This is a genomic window from Streptomyces sp. SCSIO ZS0520 (assembly GCF_025643355.1).
GTDB lineage: Bacteria > Actinomycetota > Actinomycetes > Streptomycetales > Streptomycetaceae > Streptomyces > Streptomyces physcomitrii.
Map to the genome: position 1 here is coordinate 3,089,235 of NZ_CP092644.1, position 15,652 is coordinate 3,104,886.

Here is a 15,652-nt window from a genome sequence, read left to right on the forward strand (position 1 = left end):
AACTCCAGGGTGGTCCGGCGGCGCCGCGCGCCGCGTGCGTCCGCCCGGGTCCGGCGGAGCCGGGGCCCTCTTCGGGGCGGGCGGTACGGATACGAGGCCCGCCCGGCGCCGCGCGCATGACACCCCGCCGGGGCAGAAAAGTCAGATCATTTAAGGGCCGCCCGACGGTCCGGCGTTACCCCGATCCTCGCGATCGTCAAACATCCGGGTGACGTGATCTTGCCCTCTATCGCTTTCGGCTGCCCGCGTGCTAGGCTGAACGCAAGTTGCAGTTTGGTTTCCCTTGCAGTACTAAAGCCTGCGGAGCATGTAACCCGCAGGCTTTCGTCGTTTTCAGACTTTTGCAGTTGTCACAACAGCAGGTTCTGGAGCAGGGCAACCCTTTGGCCCAAGGAGGGCTTATGGCTACCGGAACCGTGAAGTGGTTCAACGCCGAAAAGGGCTTTGGTTTCATCGCCCAGGAAGGCGGCGGCCCGGACGTCTTCGTTCACTACTCCGCGATCAACGCGAGCGGATTCCGTTCCCTCGAGGAGAACCAGGCGGTGTCCTTCGACGTCACGCAGGGCCCGAAGGGTCCGCAGGCGGAGAACGTCACCCCGGTGTGATCCAGGTTCCCGAGGCCACTCGGGAGCTGATCCGGAACGGATAAGTAGTACCCAAGGAGCCCCACCCCCGTCTCGTGCGGTACCACGGGGCTCCTGCCTTACGCAGCAAGTGCACAGACCCCACTGCTCCGGCAGCCGGGCGACCTCCTTGCGGCACAGTGCCCCGCCTCCACCGGCACCACGGAGGCGGGGCATCCGCATGCCCGGGTGCGCTCCCGGGCGTACGTGAGTCCGCTCCGGCTGTACGCGAGTCCGCGCCGCCCCGCGAAGCCGCCCGCCTACCGCTCGTACAGGGCGTCGATCTCCCCGGCGAAGTCGCGGACCAGCGCCTCGCGCTTCATCTTCTGCGAGGGGGTGAGATGGCCCGCCTCCTCGGTGAACTGGCCCGCGAGGACGGCGAATTTGCGGATGGACTCGGGGCGGGAGACCAGCTTGTTGGCCTCGTCGACGGCGCGTTGCAGGGTCTCGTGCAGCTCCGGGTCCTGGGCGAGCCGCTCCAGCGGGACGTTCTTGCGGCGCATCTGCTGCCAGTGCGCGATGCCCTCCGGGTCGAGGGTGAACAGCGCCCCGATGAACGGCCGGCCGTCACCGACCACCAGGCACTGGCTGACCAGCGGGTGGGCGCGCAGCCAGTCCTCCAGCGGGGCCGGGGCGACGTTCTTGCCGCCGGTGGTGATCAGCATCTCGCTCTTGCGTCCGGTGAGGGTCAGATAGCCGTCGGCGTCCAGGGTGCCGAGATCGCCGGTCGGCAGCCAGCCGTCCTCGGTGGCGGGCACCGCGCCGCGGCTCTGCGCGTCCCAGTACCCGGCGAAGACCTGCGGCCCCTTCAGGAAGACCTCGCCGTCCGCCCCGAGCCGCAGCCGCGCGCCGGGCATCGGCCAGCCGACCGTGCCGAGGCGCTGCTGCTGCGGCGGGGTCACGGTGATGGCGGCGGTGGTCTCGGTCAGCCCGTACCCCTCGAAGAGCTCGATCCCGGCGCCGGTGTAGAAGGTGCCGAGCCGCCGCCCGAGCGGGGAACCCCCGCTGATGACATACCGCACCCGGCCGCCGAGGGCCGCGCGGATCCGGCGGTAGACCAGCGGGTCGTACACCCCGCGCGCGAAGCGCAGTCCCGCGCCGGGGCCCGGTCCGGTGCCGAGCTGCTGGGCCTCGGTCTCCTCGCCGTAGCGGCGGGCGATGCGGGCGGCCCGGTCGTAGGAGGAGACCCGGCCGAGGCGTTCGGCGGTGGCGCGGCCGGTGTTGAAGACCTTCTCCAGGACGTACGGGATGGCGAGCAGGAAGGTCGGGCGGAAGGAGGCGAGGTCGGCGAGGAGGTCCTCGGTGGCGATGCTGGGCGCGTGGCCGAGGCGCACCCGGGCGCGCAGGCAGCCGAGCGCCACCATCCGGCCGAAGACATGGGAGAGCGGCAGGAAGAGGAGGGTGGCGGGCTGCTCCTCGCTGGTCGCGCGGAAGACCGGGTAGAGCAGCTGCACGGCGTTGTCGATCTCGGCGAAGACGTTGCCGTGGGTGAGGACGCAGCCCTTGGGGCGGCCGGTGGTGCCCGAGGTGTACATCAGGGTGGCCAGGTCGGCGGGGCCGAGCCGGGCGCGGCGGGCCGCCAGCTCGGCGTCGGTGACACCGGCGGCGCGCCCCAGCTCCGCGAGCCGCCCGAGGTCGCCCGCCTCGAAGGCCCAGACGTGCGCGAGGTCGGCGAGGCGGTCGCGTTCGGGGCCGAGGGCGGCGGCCGCCGCGGCCGTTTCGACGGCGAGGGCGACGGCCCCGGAGTCCTGGAGGATCGCGCGGGTCTGGAAGGCCGAGGAGGTCGGGTAGACGGGGACGGTGACCAGCCCGGCGGCCCAGGCGGCGAAGTCGAGGAGGGTCCACTCGTAGCGGGTGCGCGCCATGATCGCGAGCCGCTCGCCGGGCGCGAGGCCCTGCGCGATCAGGCCCTTGGCGAGCGCGGCGACCTCCTCGGCGAAGGCGGCGGCGGTGACGTCCTGCCAGCGGCCCGCCGCGTCCTTGCGCGCGAGGACACGTGCCGCCGGCTCCTCGCGGGCGTTGTCGAAGGGGATGTCGGCGAGCGAACCGTGCACCGGCGGCGCGGCCAGGGCGGGCATGCCGACCTCGCGTACGACGCCGTCGACGGACTTCTTCTGCGGTGCGACGAGGGCGGGCAGCGAGGACGCCTTACGGGGCACTTGCACTCCTTTGCGTACAGCGGTTGCGGGACCGTATGCGACGGGAGCTGTGCGGGACAAGAGCGGGGACGGCGGGGGCCGGGGCGGAAAAGGTGAAGGTGAGGAGGGTGGGGCGGCCGGTCGGCGCCCCTCTGCTCCCCGGCGCCCGCTCGTCCCCGGCCCGGCTAGACCTTCTCCAGGACCGCCGTGACGCCGAGTCCGCCCGCCGCGCACACCGAGATCAGCCCGCGCGCCGGGCCCTCGCGCTCGGCGAGCAGCTTGGCCAGGTTGGCGACGATACGGCCGCCGGTGGCGGCGAAGGGGTGCCCGGCGGCGAGGGAGGAGCCCGCGACGTTGAGCTTCTCGCGGTCGACGGGGGCGAGGCCGCGCTTCTCCCAGGCCGCGAGGGTGGCGAGCACCTGGGAGGCGAAGGCCTCGTGGATCTCGACCAGGTCGAAGTCCTCGATGCCGAGGCCGACCCGCTCCAGCATCCGCGGCACGGCGTAGGTCGGCGCCATCAGCAGCCCGTCCTCGCCGTCCCGCACATCGCCGTTGACGTAGTCGACGGCCGCCGTCTCGTACACCGTCAGATACGCGAGCGGGCTGAGCCCGCGGGCCTCGCACCACTCCTCGCTCGCCAGCAGCACCGTGGAGGCGCCGTCGGTCAGCGGGGTGGAGTTGCCGGGGGTCATCGTCGGCTCGGGGTCCCGCACGCCGTAGCAGGGCTTGAGCGTGGCGAGCTTCTCCAGGGTGGAGCCGGGGCGCAGGTTGTTGTCGCGGGCCAGTCCGCGGAAGGGGACCACCAGGTCGTTCTGGAAGCCGCGTTCGTAGGCGGCGGCGAGGTTGCGGTGGCTGCGGTAGGCGAGTTCGTCCTGCGCCTCGCGGCCGATGCCCCACTTGCGGGCGGTGATCGCGGCGTGCTCGCCCATCGAGAGGCCGGTGCGGGGCTCGGCGTTCTCCGGGATGTCCGGCACGATGTGGCCGGGGCGGATCCGGGCGAGCGCCTTCAGGCGGGCCCCGGTGGTCTTGCCGCGGCGGGCCGCGAGCAGGGTGCGGCGCAGCTCGTCGTTGACGCCGAGCGGGGCGTCGCTGGTGGTGTCGGCGCCGCCCGCGACACCGGAGTCGATCTGCCCGAGCATGATCTTGTTGGCGACGGCGATGACGGCCTGGAGCCCGGTGCCGCAGGCCTGCTGGAGGTCGTAGGCGGGGGTGGCGTGGTCGAGGGCCGAGCCGAGGACGGTCTCGCGGGCGAGGTTGAAGTCCCGGCTGTGCTTGAGGACCGCCCCGGCGACGAACTCGCCGACCGCCCCGGGCCCGGACAGGGAGTACCGCTCGGCCAGCCCGTCCAGCGCCGCGGTCAGCATCTCCTGGTTGGAGGCGGTGGCGTAGGCGCCGTCGGAGCGGGCGAACGGGATCCGGCTCCCTCCGACCACGGCGACCCGCCGGATCTGGGGCAGGCGGGCGTCGGGGGCCTTGTCCCCGGGGCGGTACTGCATCTCGACCAGCTCCTGACTCTTGAGTAACCTTACTCAGAAGTAAATTTACGACCGAGCAGGGAGTTGGACAATGGCCGACCGCTACTTGAACTTCACCGGCACCGGCGCGGGCCGTTTCCTCACCAGCAGGCTGGGACTGCCGCAGCCCTTCCCGCTCAAGCGGTACAGCGACAGCAAGCCGGACCTCGGCGGCCCCCTGCTGCACCTCACCGCGGGCGGCTCCGCCCTCGCCGACCCGCTGGAGGAGGTGCTGCGCCGCACCGGTCTGCCGGTGCAGGCCGAGGCCGAGCGCCCGGCCGCCGTCGTCCTCGACGCCACCGGGGTACGCGATGTCGCCGCCCTCGCCGAGGTGCACGCCGCCCTGCACCCGGTCGTCCGCTCGGTCGCCGCGAGCGGCCGGATCGTGGTCCTCGGCTCGGTCCCGGACCCGGAGGACCACCACCAGGCCGCCGCCCAGCAGGGCCTGGAGGGCTTCGTCCGCTCGCTCGGCAAGGAGATCGGCAAGGGCCGCGCGGTGACCCTGGTGCGCACCGGCTCGGCCGCCGCGGCCGAGTCGACGCTGCGCTTCCTGCTCTCCCCCAAGTCCGCGTACGTCAGCGGCCAGGTGATCGAGGTCTCCGGCGCAGGGGCAGCGGAGGTGACCGCGCCCGCCAGCTGGGCCCGCCCGCTGGAGGGCAGGACCGCCCTGGTGACCGGCGCGGCCCGGGGCATCGGCCTGGCCGTCGCCGAGACGCTGGCCCGGGACGGCGCCAAGGTCGTGCTGCTCGATGTGCCCGGCGCCCAGGCCGACCTGGTGAAGGCGGCCGACCGGCTGGGCGGCAGCGCGCTGCCGCTGGACATCACCGCCGAGGACGCGGGCGAGCACATCGCCGGGGCCCTGCCCGAGGGCCTGGACATCCTGATCCACAACGCGGGCATCACCCGGGACCGCAAGCTCGCCAACATGCCCGCCGAGCGCTGGGCCTCCGTCCTGGAGGTCAACCTCGCCTCGGTGCTGCGCACCACGGACCACCTGCTCAAGGCGGGCACCCTCGGCCGGGGCGCCCGGATCGTCGCCACCGCCTCCATCGCGGGCGTCGCGGGCAACGTCGGCCAGACCAACTACGCGGCGAGCAAGGCCGGGATCATCGGCCTGGTGCGTTCACTGGCGCCGCGCGCCCTCGCCGAGCACGGGGTGACCGTCAACGCGGTCGCCCCCGGCTTCATCGAGACCAAGATGACCGCCGCGGTGCCGCTGATGATCCGCGAGGCCGGCCGCCGGATGAACTCGATGGCCCAGGGCGGGCTGCCGGTCGACGTCGCCGAGACCATCGCCTGGTTCGCGAACCCCGCCTCCGGCGCGGTCAACGGCCAGGTCGTCCGCGTCTGCGGCCAGAGCCTGCTCGGCGCCTGAGCCCGCCCTCCGCCGCGGCCGCCCGACCCGGCCGCGGCGCCGACGCACTCGAGGAACGTACGGAGAACCCATGCCGCACCCGCAACCAGACCCGCAGCCGCACGCCGGGGACCGCCCGCGGACGGTGACCCTCGGCGGCCCGCCCTCGCTGCCGCCGCTGCTCGCCCGCGGCGCCCTGCTCTCGCCGCTGAAGAAGGCGGGCCCGGGCGCGGTGGCGCCGCCGACCCGGATCGTGCTGCCGGGTGCCCGGGCCGACGCCGGGCGCCTCGCCGCGTACGAGGAGATCTGCGGTTTCACACCCGACCGGGCGGCGCTGCCGGTGACCTATCCGCATCTGCTCGGCTTCCCGCTGCAGATGCGCCTGATGTCGGAGCGCGCCTTCCCGCTGCCGCTGCTCGGCCTGGTGCACACCTCGATCAGCATCGAGCAGCACCGCGCCCTGCACCCCCTCGCCGAGTCCGAAGTCACCGTCTACGCGGACCGCCTCGCGCCGCACCGCCGGGGCACCGAGGCCCATCTGGTGACCGAGGCCCGGGTGGACGGCGCCCTGGTCTGGGAGTCGCGCAGCACCTATCTCGCCCGGCACGCGGTACCCGCCGAGCAGCGCGAGCACGCGGGCGCCCCGCAGCCGGAGGCCCCGGACCCGCTGACGCTGCCCGAGGCCGCCGAGTGGAAGCTCCCCGGCGACCTCGGCCGCCGCTACGGCGCCGCCTCCGGCGACCGCAACCCGATCCATCTGCACCCGCTGACCGCCCGCCTCTTCGGCTTCCCGCGCGCCATCGCCCACGGCATGTGGACGGTCGCCCGCTGCCTGGCGGCACAGCGGGCCACCGGCCCGGTGCGGGTACGGGCGGAGTTCAGGGCCCCGGTCCTGCTCCCGGCCACGGTGACCTACGCGGCCGAGGGCGGCGACTTCGCGCTGCGGAGCGGGGAGCGGGTGCATCTGACGGGGAGCACGGGCCCGCTGGGCTGAGGGGTACGGGGTGGGGGCGGGCCGTGCCGAGGCCCGGTCCGGCGGCTACTTCGGGGACCCGGCAACCTCATCGCTCAACCGGTCAACCGGCCGACCGCGCCGCTCACCCCGTAGACCGCACCGCTCACCCCGTCGGCTGGGCCGCGACCGCCGTCCAGGGGCGGCCCTCCAGGAGGTTGCCGAGTCCGGCCCAGGCGAAGTTCATCATGGTGGCCGCGGCCTGGTTGGCGCCGGTGGTCAAGGCCTGGTGCGCGCGCGTACCGCCCGTACGGGAGTCGGCCAGCGCCCAGCCCGCGAGGGACTCCGCGGCGCCGACCAGGGCCTGCGCCAGGGCGACGGCCTCGCGTTCCCTGCCCTCGGCACCGGCGGGCGGGCCGTGCAGGGGGCCGTGCTGCGCCTGCTCCCGGTGGGCGGCGTGGATGAGGGCGGTGACGAAGCTGACCATGTCCTCGCGGACCTTCGCGGCGGCGGTGGCGAAGGGCTCGTGGGTGCGGGCCCGGGTGTGGAACACCGCCCAGCCGTCCGGGTGTTCGGCGGTGTGCAGGAAGAACGACCGCAGCCCGTCCCAGAGTTGGCGGTCCGCGGGCTGGCGTACGTCGACGCCCCGCAGCACCGCGGTCATCAGCGCCCGGGACTCGCGCTCGACGCAGGCGCTGAACAGCTCTTCCTTGGAGTGGAGATAGAGGTAGACGAGCGGCTTGGACACCCCCGCGAGCCGGGCGATCTCGTCCATGGAGGCGGCCTGGTAGCCCTGTGCGGCGAAGACCCGTACCGCCGCGTCGAGCATCTGCTTCTCGCGGACGGCCCGCGGCATGCGCCGGTTGCGCGCCGCCTTGGGACGAGCGGAACCCTCCGCCCCCTCGGCCGGCCCGCCGCCCGCCGCGCCCTCCCGCCTCACCGCACCCACGCCAACGTCCCCTCGCCCCCGCGATGTTCACAGGGCGCTCGCCGCGGCTCCCCGTGATGGTCACCGGCCAGGGTACGCGGGCCCCGTGCGGCTCCCGGTTACGCGCGCGTCACTTGCCGTACGTGGGCGGGTACATGGGCGCTCGGCACGGAAGGTGCGGCTTCGCGGCGAAGGGCCGGGCGCACGGCAGGCGAGGGCTGGACGTACGGGAAGCGACGCCCCGTACGCGCATCCCGTGAGCGGGGCGTCAGCCCGTCTGCCCCTGGGCGCGGGCGGCGTCGTCGGCCAGGTCCTCCTGGCTGCGGCTGGCCTCGAAGCCGTCCTTGGCGCGCTGGACCCGCGCGACGATCTGCTCGGAGGCGCGGTCGCGCTGACCGCGCAGCACCACGAAGCTGATCGGCGCGGAGAGCACCAGGGCGAGCAGCAGGATCCAGAGGTAGTTGGAGTCGCCGAGGCCGCGCGGCGCGATTCCGGTGGCGACCAGACCCCAGACCACCAGGAAGCAGCCCGCGAAGATCCCGAGGCGCATCAGCGTGTAGCGGAGCATGTCGTTTCCGTCTCCTGTCCGGCGGTGCGGCCCGGCGGGACGGCGCCGGGCATCACTCCAGTGAAGCACGCGGCGGCTTCTGTCCCGGAACGGGGTGGAGCGGGGCCGGGTGCGACCGGAGCAGGGGGCCGGTGCGACCGGAGCACGGGGCCGGGTGCGGGGGGCCGGTGCGACCGGAGCACGGGGCCGGGTGCGGGGGGCCGGTGCGACCGGAGCACGGGGCCGGGTGCGGGGGGCCGGTGCGACCGGAGCACGGGGCCGGGTGCGGGGCGGCGGCGGTACGGCGGGGCGGCTCAGCGCAGCGGGAGCAGCAGGGTGATGTCGTCGCGGTCGTCACCGGGGGCGACGCGGATGGCGCCCGGGACCCGGCCGACCTCCTTGTAGCCGCAGGACTCGTAGAAGCGCTCGATGCCCATGCCGCCGCGGCAGGTGAGCCGGATCGCCTCGATGCCGTCGAGGTCGCGGGCCGAGGCGGCGGTGGCCGCCATCAGGGCGCGGCCGTAGCCCTTGCCCTGGTGGGAGGGGTGGACCATCACCGTGTAGACCCAGATCCAGTGCCGCATCAGCCGGTGCGTGGTGTGGGTGAGGAAGGCGGTCGCGGCGACGGCACCGCTCCCGTCCCGCCCGACGAGCAGCCTGCTGCGGCCCTCGGCCACCTCGTGCAGGCTCTTGATCAGCATGGGCCGGATGTCGTCGGGCACCACCGGCGGCACGAATCCGACCGCCCCGCCCGCGTTGGTGACATCCGCCCAGAGACCGAGCAGGCCTTCGTGCAGCTCGGGGGTGAGCGGGGGGTCGAGGGTGAAGGTAAGGGCCATCCAGGCAGAGTAGTTATTACCCGCCGAGGCACTCAAGGGGGTTTCGGGGTGGTACGCACCACGCCCCGCGCATGCCTCGGGCGCCACATATCGTCGTCGGGCACCTCAACCCCAGGTACGTCGACCCGGAGCACGGCAAGCGATACCGCACCCAAGATCACTGGTGAGGGAGGGTGATGCCTTCGTCCCGCGAGCCGCGAACTCTTTCCAGCAGGTAGTCGACGGCGGGGCGCAGCGAACCGGCTTCTGTGATGGAAGCCCAGGTCTCCACACCCACGAGCGGGCCCCCGTCCCGCTCAATACCCTCGACGAGGCGTTCAAGATCCTCCTGACGCAGTGTTCCGTTGACGAAGAGAAGGGCCTCACAGGCCATGTCCCTCGCCCGCCGGACGAATTGATCCACCACCGAGGCGTCGATGCGGCCTGAATCGTTCGAGGCGTAAGCGGCGAAGACACCGATCCGAACGCCGCCGGACTGGGCCACGAGGATGGCGAGGGGCTCGCCCAAGTCGGCGTTCTCATGGCTTTCCACCTGCTCGCCCTCGATACGCGCGGCCTCGACGGCCTCGACGACCCGGTTCTCGAAGAGCGAGATCTCCACGGCGCGAACCTCTGGATCCCGGTCGGCCACCGGACTGAGCTTCTTCAGAACATGCAGGGTGGCCTGCGCCTGATCGGTTCGCCCGGAACGAGCCTGCTCGGCCGCCTGCCTGCGCAGTTCCGCCATTGTGAACTCCCAGTCGCCGAATCGTACGCTTTCGATAGTCCGGCCACTCACGGCCATCAGCAGGAACAGTCCGCCGATCACCACCAGAGTGGCACTGCCCGCCTGGTTCCGGGAGACGAAGACCGCCGCAACTCCGGCACCGGCGAGTACACCGCCGGCCACTCCGGCCGCAGGCCGCTCCCACCGCTTCAGCACCCCCAGACGGACGGGGCGCGCTGCATCCTGTGCTTCTACCGGGCTCTCCACCCACCTGTCATACCCGGATCCGGGGACAGGCTCCCCCGCTCAACTCCGTTTGCAGCTAACAGAGTTGAGCCGTCGGACTCTGCTGGCCCCCGAGACCTCAGACCCTCATGGCCTGCGGTACTTCCCGCCGCCCGCGGTCCGGTCCCTCGAACTCGCGGATGATCTCGTACCGCGTGTTCCGCTCCACCGGCCGGAAGCCCGCGTCGCGGATGAGGTCGAGCAGGTCGTCGCGGGTGAGCTTGTTCGGGGTGCCGTAGTTGTCGGCGTCGTGGGTGATCTTGTACTCGACGACCGAGCCGTCCATGTCGTCCGCGCCGTGCTGCAGGGCGAGTTGGGCGGTCTGCACCCCGTGCATCACCCAGAAGACCTTGACGTGCGGGACGTTGTCGAAGAGCAGCCGCGAGACGGCGAAGGTCTTGAGGGCCTCGGCGCCGGTGGCCATGGTGGTGCGGGCCTGGAGCTTGTTGCGGACCTTGCCGTCCTTCATGTCCACGAAGTCGTGCTGGTAGCGCAGCGGGATGAAGACCTGGAAACCGCCGGTCTCGTCCTGGAGTTCCCGCAGCCGCAGCACGTGGTCCACGCGGTGGCGCGGCTCCTCGATGTGCCCGTACAGCATGGTGCAGGGCGTCTTGAGCCCCTTCTCGTGGGCGAGGCGGTGGATGCGCGACCAGTCCTCCCAGTGGGTCTCGTGGTCGACGATGTGCTGCCGGACCTCCCAGTCGAAGATCTCGGCGCCGCCGCCGGTGAGCGATTCGAGTCCGGCGTCGATCAGTTCGTCGAGGATCTCGGAGGCGGGCAGCCCGGAGATCTTCTCGAAGTGGTGGATCTCGGTGGCGGTGAAGGCCTTGAGCGAGACCTCGGGCAGCGCCTCCTTGAGGGCGCTGAGCGAGCGCGGGTAGTAGCGCCACGGCAGCTTCGGGTGCAGCCCGTTGACGATGTGCAGCTCGGTGAGGTTCTCGCCGCGCATCTCCCCGGCGAGGCGGACCGCCTCCTCGATGCGCATCGTGTACGCGTCCTTCTCGCCGGGCTTGCGCTGGAAGGAGCAGTAGGCGCAGGAGGCGGTGCAGACATTGGTCATGTTGAGGTGGCGGTTGATGTTGAAGTGGACCACGTCGCCGTTCTTGCGGGTGCGCACCTCGTGGGCGAGACCGCCGAGCCAGGCGAGGTCGTCCGAGTCGTAGAGCGCGAGGCCGTCCTCCCGGCTCAGCCGCTCGCCCCCGCGGACCTTCTCCTCCAGCTCGCGCTTCAGCCCCGCGTCCATGCGCCGACCGCCTCTCCTGTGTCCGTGCCCCGTACCGCCGCCACCGTACTCCCTGCCGCTACGCCGCCCGCCGCCCCGCCCGGGGCGGCCGCGCGCACCCGTGCCTCACTCGGCCTCGGGCAGCTCGCCGACCCGGTTCTCCCACTTGGTGGAGAGGGCGACCATGGTGCGGGTGCGGGAGATCCCCTTGATCGCGGAGAGGCGGCGGATGGTCCGCTCCAGGCCGTCGACGTCGCTGGCCCGCACCTTGAGCATGAACGAGTCCTCGCCCGCGATGAACCAGCAGTCCTCGATCTCGCCGAGGTCCTTCAGGCGCTCGGCCACGTCCTCGTGGTCGGTGGCGTCCGAGAGGGAGATGCCGACCAGGGCGGTGACCCCGAGGCCCAGCGATTTGGAGTCGACGGTGGCCCGGTAGCCGGTGATCACCCCGGCGACCTCCAGGCGGTTGATGCGGTCGGTGACGCTGGGGCCGGAGAGGCCGACGAGGCGCCCCAGTTCGGCGTACGAGGCTCTGCCGTTCTCACGGAGTGCCTGGATGAGCTGCCTGTCCACGGCGTCCATAGGTCGATGCCTTTCCTTCTTCTGCAATGACCGCAGTTTTGGTGTAGAATCTAAGGCACACAGGGTCCGACACCCTGTGAATCTTCGCCGAACTGGCGACGAAGCATTCAATCGTTCAGCAACGATCATTCAGGAGTGAGTTACCCCGTGTACACGATCGAGATGGCGTACGCCCGCATGCGCGAGCTGCAGGACGCTGCCCACCGCTCGCGTGTTCATCAGTCCGCCTCCCCGCGCCGCGCCGGTCTCGGCCGCAGGCGCACCGCCAAGAAGCGCTGACCTGCCGGGCCGGGCCCGCGCCCGGCCCTTTCGCGCTGCCCTCGCGGGAACCGGCACCCCCCGGTTCCGCCCGGCGCCCCGGCGCCGGGCAGCGGTCAACTCTCCCGCGCGCCACGTGAGAGCTCTCCCTCCCAGCGGCGGTACAGGCCGTGCGGCACACCCGCCGCGTCGAGCACCCGCCCGGCGACGAAGTCCACCAGATCCTGCAGGTGGCTCGCGCCCGCGTAGAACGCCGGCGAGGCGGGCAGCACCACCGCGCCCGCCTCGTCCAGCGTCACCAGGTGCCGCAGCGTCTGGCCGTTCAGCGGGGTCTCCCGCACCGTGACGACCAGCCGCCGGCCCTCTTTCAGCGTCACGCTCGCCGTGCGCTGGAGCAGGTCCTTCGACAGACCGAGCGCCACCCCGGCCACGCAGTCCGTGGACGCCGGGACGATCAGCATCCCCTTCACCGGGTACGAGCCCGAACTCGGCCCGGCGGCAAGGTCACCCGCGCTCCAGTACCGCACGTCCGCGAGGTCCGGAGCAGAACCGAGGGGCTTGCCGTCCGCCCCGCGCGCGAGCCATGCCGCCAGGTCCTCCTGCCAGTGCGCGTCCCGGAAGGCGATCCCCGTCTCGTCGAGCAGGGTCAGCCGCGAGGCACGCGAGACGACCAGGTCGACGCTCTCCCCCGCGGCGAGCAGCGCCCGCAGCACCGCGGCGGCGTACGGGGTGCCCGAGGCCCCCGACACCCCCACGATCCAAGGCCGCCGCTGCTTCTCTCCTGGATTCACACCCCGAGCCTATCCGGCCACCCCGGGAGCCGAGGGGCGGACCCTGCCGGGTGCCGGGGGCGCGGCGGGCCTCAGGCGCCGGTGCCCGCCCGCCCGAGCCTGGCCAGGGCGCCGATCTCCAGGGCCGCCCACACGGCACCGTCCGGGCCGATCGCGATGCCGTGGGGTTCGGCGGCGGGAGTGGGCAGCGCGTAGTGGGTGACCGCGCCCTCGGCGGTGATCCGGCCGAGGCGGTTGCCGCCCCACTCGGTGAACCAGGCCGCGCCCGCCGCGTCGGTGGTGATCGCGTGCGGCCGGGCCGAGCGGTCGGGCAGCGGGTACGCGGTGATCCGGCCGCCGGGCGCCAGCCTGCCGATCTGCCCGGCCCCGATCTCGGTCCACCAGACGCCGCCGTCCGGCCCCACGGCGATGCCGACCGGCGCGGCACCCTCGGTGGGCAGCTCGTGGACCGTGACCGCGCCGTCCATGCCGATCCGGCCGAGGGCGTCGGCCTGGTTCAGGGTGAACCACATCGCGTCCCCGGCGGCGGCGATCGCGGAGGGGAAGGCACCGGTCACCGGCAGCGGGTACTCGGTGAACGTCCCGTCGGTGCCCAGCCGCCCGATCCGGTCGGCCGCGGTCTCGGTGAACCAGAGCGCGCCGTCCGGCCCCGCCGCGATACCGAAGGGCCCGCACTCCGCGGTCGGCGGCGCGAACCCGGTGACCTCACCGGCCACGGTGATCCGCCCGATCCGGTGCGCCTTGTACTGCGTGAACCACAGCGCCCCGTCCGGACCCGCGCAGAGCACGGTGGGACCGCTGTCCGGGTCGAGCCGGTGACTGCGCGGCTCCTCCCCCGGGACGAGCCGCCCGATCCGCCCGCTGTGCACCAGGGTGAACCAGAGCGCCCCGTCGGGACCCGCGGCGATCGCGTACGGACCGCCACCGGGATCGCAGACCGTCAACTCCTCGACCTCCGCGAACCCCTCGCCCTGCGCGAACTCCTCGACGCCCACGGCCTCTTCGGCTCCCTCTCCCTCGATCTCCACGTACTCCTCCGCCTCCTCGCCCTCCCGGGGCGTCATCCCCGCCGCTCCTGTCCCTCGGCCGCGGCGATGCGCGCGATCTCCTGCGGGGAACCGGCCATCAGGGTGCGGGCGTGCGCGGTGACCAGCTCGGCGGGCCAGTCCCACCAGGCGGCCCGCAGCAGCCGCTCGACGTCCTCCGCCTCGAAGCGGCGGCGGATCGTCCGGGCAGGATTGCCTCCCACCACGGTGTAAGGGGGCACATCGGCGGTGACCACCGCCCCGGCGGCCACGATCGCCCCGTCCCCGATCCGCACCCCCGGCATCACGGTGGCCCCGTACCCGAACCAGACGTCGTTGCCGACCACCGTGTCCCCGCGGCTGCGCATCCCGGTGACCAGGTCGAGGGTCCGCTCGGCCCACTCCCCGCCGAACATGGCGAAGGGATACGTGGACACCCCCATCGAGGGATGCTCTCCACCGGCCATCAGGAACCGGGTGCCCGCCGCGATCGCGCAGTACCTGCCGATGACCAGCCGCTCCGGCCCGTAGGCGTAGAGCACATTGCGGTGCTCGAACTCCCGGGCGCCCTCGGGGTCGTCGTAGTACGTGTACTCCCCCACCGCGATCTTCGGCGAGCTGACCAGCGGTCTGAGGAAGACCACCCGCTCATGCGCGGGCAGCGGATGGACGACGGAGGGATCAGGTGCCAAGGCGGGTGTCCTTCGATGGGTCCACGAGGCGGGCCGGGGCGCGCCGACGGCGCCGTACGGAGTCTGACCCAGGCCTCGCGGCGGGGACAACGGGGTTTCGGCGGGGCGGCGCCGTGCCCCCTAGGCCCCCGGGTCGACCGGAAGAGGACTCGTGTCGACGACAAGGCGGCCCGCCGTCGAGTCCGCGGTCGGCTCCTTGCCGTACTCAAAGCCGGGGAACATGCCCTCGAAACGGCTGAGCTGTGAGTGCAGGCGGTCGATCTCCGAGACGGTCACGGCGTTCTCCCTTCCTGTACCCGCTGGTAAGGCGCACCGTACTCAGACCGTCAGCCCCCGCACCACCAGATCCAGCAGCGCGCACACGAACAGGGCGATCCCGATGAAGCCGTTGACCGTGAAGAAGGCGCGGTTCAGGCGGGAGAGGTCGTGCGGGCGGACGATCGCGTGCTCGTAGAGGAAGGCGGCGGCGACGATCAGCAGGCCGAGCCAGAAGAAGAGGCCGGCGCCGGTGGCCAGGGCGTACCAGACGAAGAGCGCCATGGTGAGGAGGTGGCAGGCGCGGGCGCCGTGCAGGGCGGCGGGGATGCCGAAGCGGGCCGGGACCGACTTCACGCCGTGCGCGCGGTCGGCCTGGACGTCCTGGCAGGCGAAGATCAGGTCGAAGCCGCCGATCCAGACGCCGACGGCGAGGCCGAGCAGCACCGCCTCCCAGCTCCACGCGCCGCTGATCGCGAGCCAGGCGCCGATCGGGCCCATCGCCTGCGCGAGACCGAGGATGGCGTGCGGGTAGTGGGTGAAGCGCTTGCCGTACGGATAGACGACCATCGGCACCACGGCGACCGGGGCGAGCGCCAGGCAGAGCGGGTTGAGCAGGGCGGCCGCGCCGAGGAAGACGACGAGGGCGGCGAGCGCCCCGGTCCAGGCGGAGCGGACCGAGACCGCGCCGGTGACCAGCTCGCGGGTCGCGGTGCGCGGATTGCGGGCGTCGATCTCGCGGTCGATGATCCGGTTGCAGGCCATCGCGAAGGTGCGCAGTCCGACCATGGCGACGGTGACCAGGAGCAGCCGCCCCCAGTGCACGTTCTCGTCCCACTCGTACATCGCGGTCAGCGCGGCGATATAGGCGAAGGGCAGCGCGAAGACCGAGTGCTCGATCATGACGAGCCGCAGGAAGGCCCGCACCCTGCCCTCGGGCC

17 protein-coding genes are annotated in these 15,652 nt (G+C 72.7%); 4 read left to right on the forward strand and 13 right to left on the reverse strand.

Annotated elements, in window-relative coordinates:
- Positions 1-401 precede the first annotated feature (401 nt).
- Positions 402-605 (forward strand): cold-shock protein, encoded by a 204-nt coding sequence (locus tag MID12_RS11655; RefSeq protein WP_003998944.1) that lies wholly within the window; start codon positions 402-404, stop codon positions 603-605.
- Positions 606-883: 278 nt separating this feature from the next.
- Here the strand turns inward: MID12_RS11655 and MID12_RS11660 are convergent, their stop codons facing one another.
- Both MID12_RS11660 and MID12_RS11665 read right to left on the reverse strand, forming a co-directional pair.
- Positions 884-2,788 (reverse strand): AMP-dependent synthetase/ligase, encoded by a 1,905-nt coding sequence (locus MID12_RS11660; protein WP_411576943.1) that lies wholly within the window; start codon positions 2,786-2,788, stop codon positions 884-886.
- Between the two features lie 158 nt (positions 2,789-2,946).
- Positions 2,947-4,257 (reverse strand): acetyl-CoA C-acetyltransferase, encoded by a 1,311-nt coding sequence (locus tag MID12_RS11665; protein WP_052482270.1) that lies wholly within the window; start codon positions 4,255-4,257, stop codon positions 2,947-2,949.
- A gap of 70 nt (positions 4,258-4,327) precedes the next feature.
- Here MID12_RS11665 and MID12_RS11670 point away from each other — a divergent pair, with 70 nt between their 5' ends.
- Positions 4,328-5,650 (forward strand): 3-oxoacyl-ACP reductase, encoded by a 1,323-nt coding sequence (locus tag MID12_RS11670; RefSeq protein ID WP_040249689.1) that lies wholly within the window; start codon positions 4,328-4,330, stop codon positions 5,648-5,650.
- A gap of 70 nt (positions 5,651-5,720) precedes the next feature.
- On the forward strand, positions 5,721-6,623 hold the full coding sequence (locus MID12_RS11675; RefSeq protein ID WP_263166732.1) for a MaoC family dehydratase: 903 nt from the start codon (positions 5,721-5,723) through the stop codon (positions 6,621-6,623).
- A gap of 124 nt (positions 6,624-6,747) precedes the next feature.
- On the opposite strand, the gene MID12_RS11680 is transcribed toward MID12_RS11675, so the two are convergent.
- The 6 genes from MID12_RS11680 to MID12_RS11705 all read right to left on the reverse strand — a co-directional run bounded on the left by MID12_RS11680 (position 6,748) and on the right by MID12_RS11705 (position 11,690).
- A complete protein-coding gene (locus MID12_RS11680; protein ID WP_040256908.1) occupies positions 6,748-7,437 on the reverse strand; it encodes a TetR/AcrR family transcriptional regulator in 690 nt (229 codons plus the stop codon).
- Between the two features lie 340 nt (positions 7,438-7,777).
- Complete coding sequence (locus tag MID12_RS11685) at positions 7,778-8,077, reverse strand: DUF4229 domain-containing protein (RefSeq protein ID WP_040249690.1); 300 nt, start codon at positions 8,075-8,077, stop codon at positions 7,778-7,780.
- A gap of 293 nt (positions 8,078-8,370) precedes the next feature.
- Positions 8,371-8,895: a GNAT family N-acetyltransferase gene (locus MID12_RS11690; RefSeq protein WP_040249692.1), complete on the reverse strand. Its 525-nt coding sequence runs from the start codon at positions 8,893-8,895 to the stop codon at positions 8,371-8,373.
- A 157-nt stretch (positions 8,896-9,052) separates the two neighbouring features.
- Positions 9,053-9,868, reverse strand: a complete 816-nt coding sequence (locus tag MID12_RS11695) for a hypothetical protein (protein WP_263166739.1) — start codon at positions 9,866-9,868, stop codon at positions 9,053-9,055.
- A 97-nt stretch (positions 9,869-9,965) separates the two neighbouring features.
- Positions 9,966-11,129, reverse strand: a complete 1,164-nt coding sequence (gene mqnE, locus MID12_RS11700; RefSeq protein WP_263166742.1) for an aminofutalosine synthase MqnE — start codon at positions 11,127-11,129, stop codon at positions 9,966-9,968.
- 105 nt (positions 11,130-11,234) lie between these two features.
- The gene (locus MID12_RS11705; RefSeq protein ID WP_040249697.1) at positions 11,235-11,690 is read right to left on the reverse strand and encodes an Lrp/AsnC family transcriptional regulator; all 456 of its coding nucleotides are present in this window, start codon (positions 11,688-11,690) and stop codon (positions 11,235-11,237) included.
- A 135-nt stretch (positions 11,691-11,825) separates the two neighbouring features.
- Here MID12_RS11705 and MID12_RS11710 point away from each other — a divergent pair, with 135 nt between their 5' ends.
- Complete coding sequence (locus tag MID12_RS11710; protein ID WP_163011110.1) at positions 11,826-11,969, forward strand: hypothetical protein; 144 nt, start codon at positions 11,826-11,828, stop codon at positions 11,967-11,969.
- Between the two features lie 95 nt (positions 11,970-12,064).
- Here the strand turns inward: MID12_RS11710 and MID12_RS11715 are convergent, their stop codons facing one another.
- From MID12_RS11715 to mqnP, 5 genes are all read right to left on the reverse strand, one after another.
- The gene (locus tag MID12_RS11715; RefSeq protein WP_263166746.1) at positions 12,065-12,739 is read right to left on the reverse strand and encodes a UbiX family flavin prenyltransferase; all 675 of its coding nucleotides are present in this window, start codon (positions 12,737-12,739) and stop codon (positions 12,065-12,067) included.
- Positions 12,740-12,810: 71 nt separating this feature from the next.
- Positions 12,811-13,803 (reverse strand): virginiamycin B lyase, encoded by a 993-nt coding sequence (locus tag MID12_RS11720; RefSeq protein WP_263166747.1) that lies wholly within the window; start codon positions 13,801-13,803, stop codon positions 12,811-12,813.
- Positions 13,800-14,456: a CatB-related O-acetyltransferase gene (locus tag MID12_RS11725; RefSeq protein ID WP_263166750.1), complete on the reverse strand. Its 657-nt coding sequence runs from the start codon at positions 14,454-14,456 to the stop codon at positions 13,800-13,802. Before MID12_RS11725 ends, MID12_RS11720 begins: the two co-directional genes overlap by 4 nt.
- Before the next feature lie 120 nt (positions 14,457-14,576).
- On the reverse strand, positions 14,577-14,732 hold the full coding sequence (locus MID12_RS11730) for a hypothetical protein (protein WP_263166751.1): 156 nt from the start codon (positions 14,730-14,732) through the stop codon (positions 14,577-14,579).
- A gap of 42 nt (positions 14,733-14,774) precedes the next feature.
- Positions 14,775-15,614, reverse strand: coding sequence for a menaquinone biosynthesis prenyltransferase MqnP (gene mqnP, locus MID12_RS11735; protein WP_052483122.1), 840 nt, complete (start codon positions 15,612-15,614; stop codon positions 14,775-14,777).
- Between the last annotated feature and the right edge of the window lie 38 nt (positions 15,615-15,652).

Coding starts and splice junctions, on each gene's coding strand:
- MID12_RS11685 (WP_040249690.1), bottom strand. CDS start 8,077: ATGCTCCGCTACACGCTGATGCGCCTCGGGATCTTCGCGGGCTGCTTC.
- MID12_RS11670 (WP_040249689.1), top strand. CDS start 4,328: ATGGCCGACCGCTACTTGAACTTCACCGGCACCGGCGCGGGCCGTTTC.
- mqnP (WP_052483122.1), bottom strand. CDS start 15,614: ATGATCGAGCACTCGGTCTTCGCGCTGCCCTTCGCCTATATCGCCGCG.
- MID12_RS11680 (WP_040256908.1), bottom strand. CDS start 7,437: ATGCCGCGGGCCGTCCGCGAGAAGCAGATGCTCGACGCGGCGGTACGG.
- MID12_RS11675 (WP_263166732.1), top strand. CDS start 5,721: ATGCCGCACCCGCAACCAGACCCGCAGCCGCACGCCGGGGACCGCCCG.
- MID12_RS11665 (WP_052482270.1), bottom strand. CDS start 4,257: ATGCAGTACCGCCCCGGGGACAAGGCCCCCGACGCCCGCCTGCCCCAG.
- MID12_RS11655 (WP_003998944.1), top strand. CDS start 402: ATGGCTACCGGAACCGTGAAGTGGTTCAACGCCGAAAAGGGCTTTGGT.
- MID12_RS11705 (WP_040249697.1), bottom strand. CDS start 11,690: ATGGACGCCGTGGACAGGCAGCTCATCCAGGCACTCCGTGAGAACGGC.
- mqnE (WP_263166742.1), bottom strand. CDS start 11,129: ATGGACGCGGGGCTGAAGCGCGAGCTGGAGGAGAAGGTCCGCGGGGGC.
- MID12_RS11720 (WP_263166747.1), bottom strand. CDS start 13,803: ATGACGCCCCGGGAGGGCGAGGAGGCGGAGGAGTACGTGGAGATCGAG.
- MID12_RS11690 (WP_040249692.1), bottom strand. CDS start 8,895: ATGGCCCTTACCTTCACCCTCGACCCCCCGCTCACCCCCGAGCTGCAC.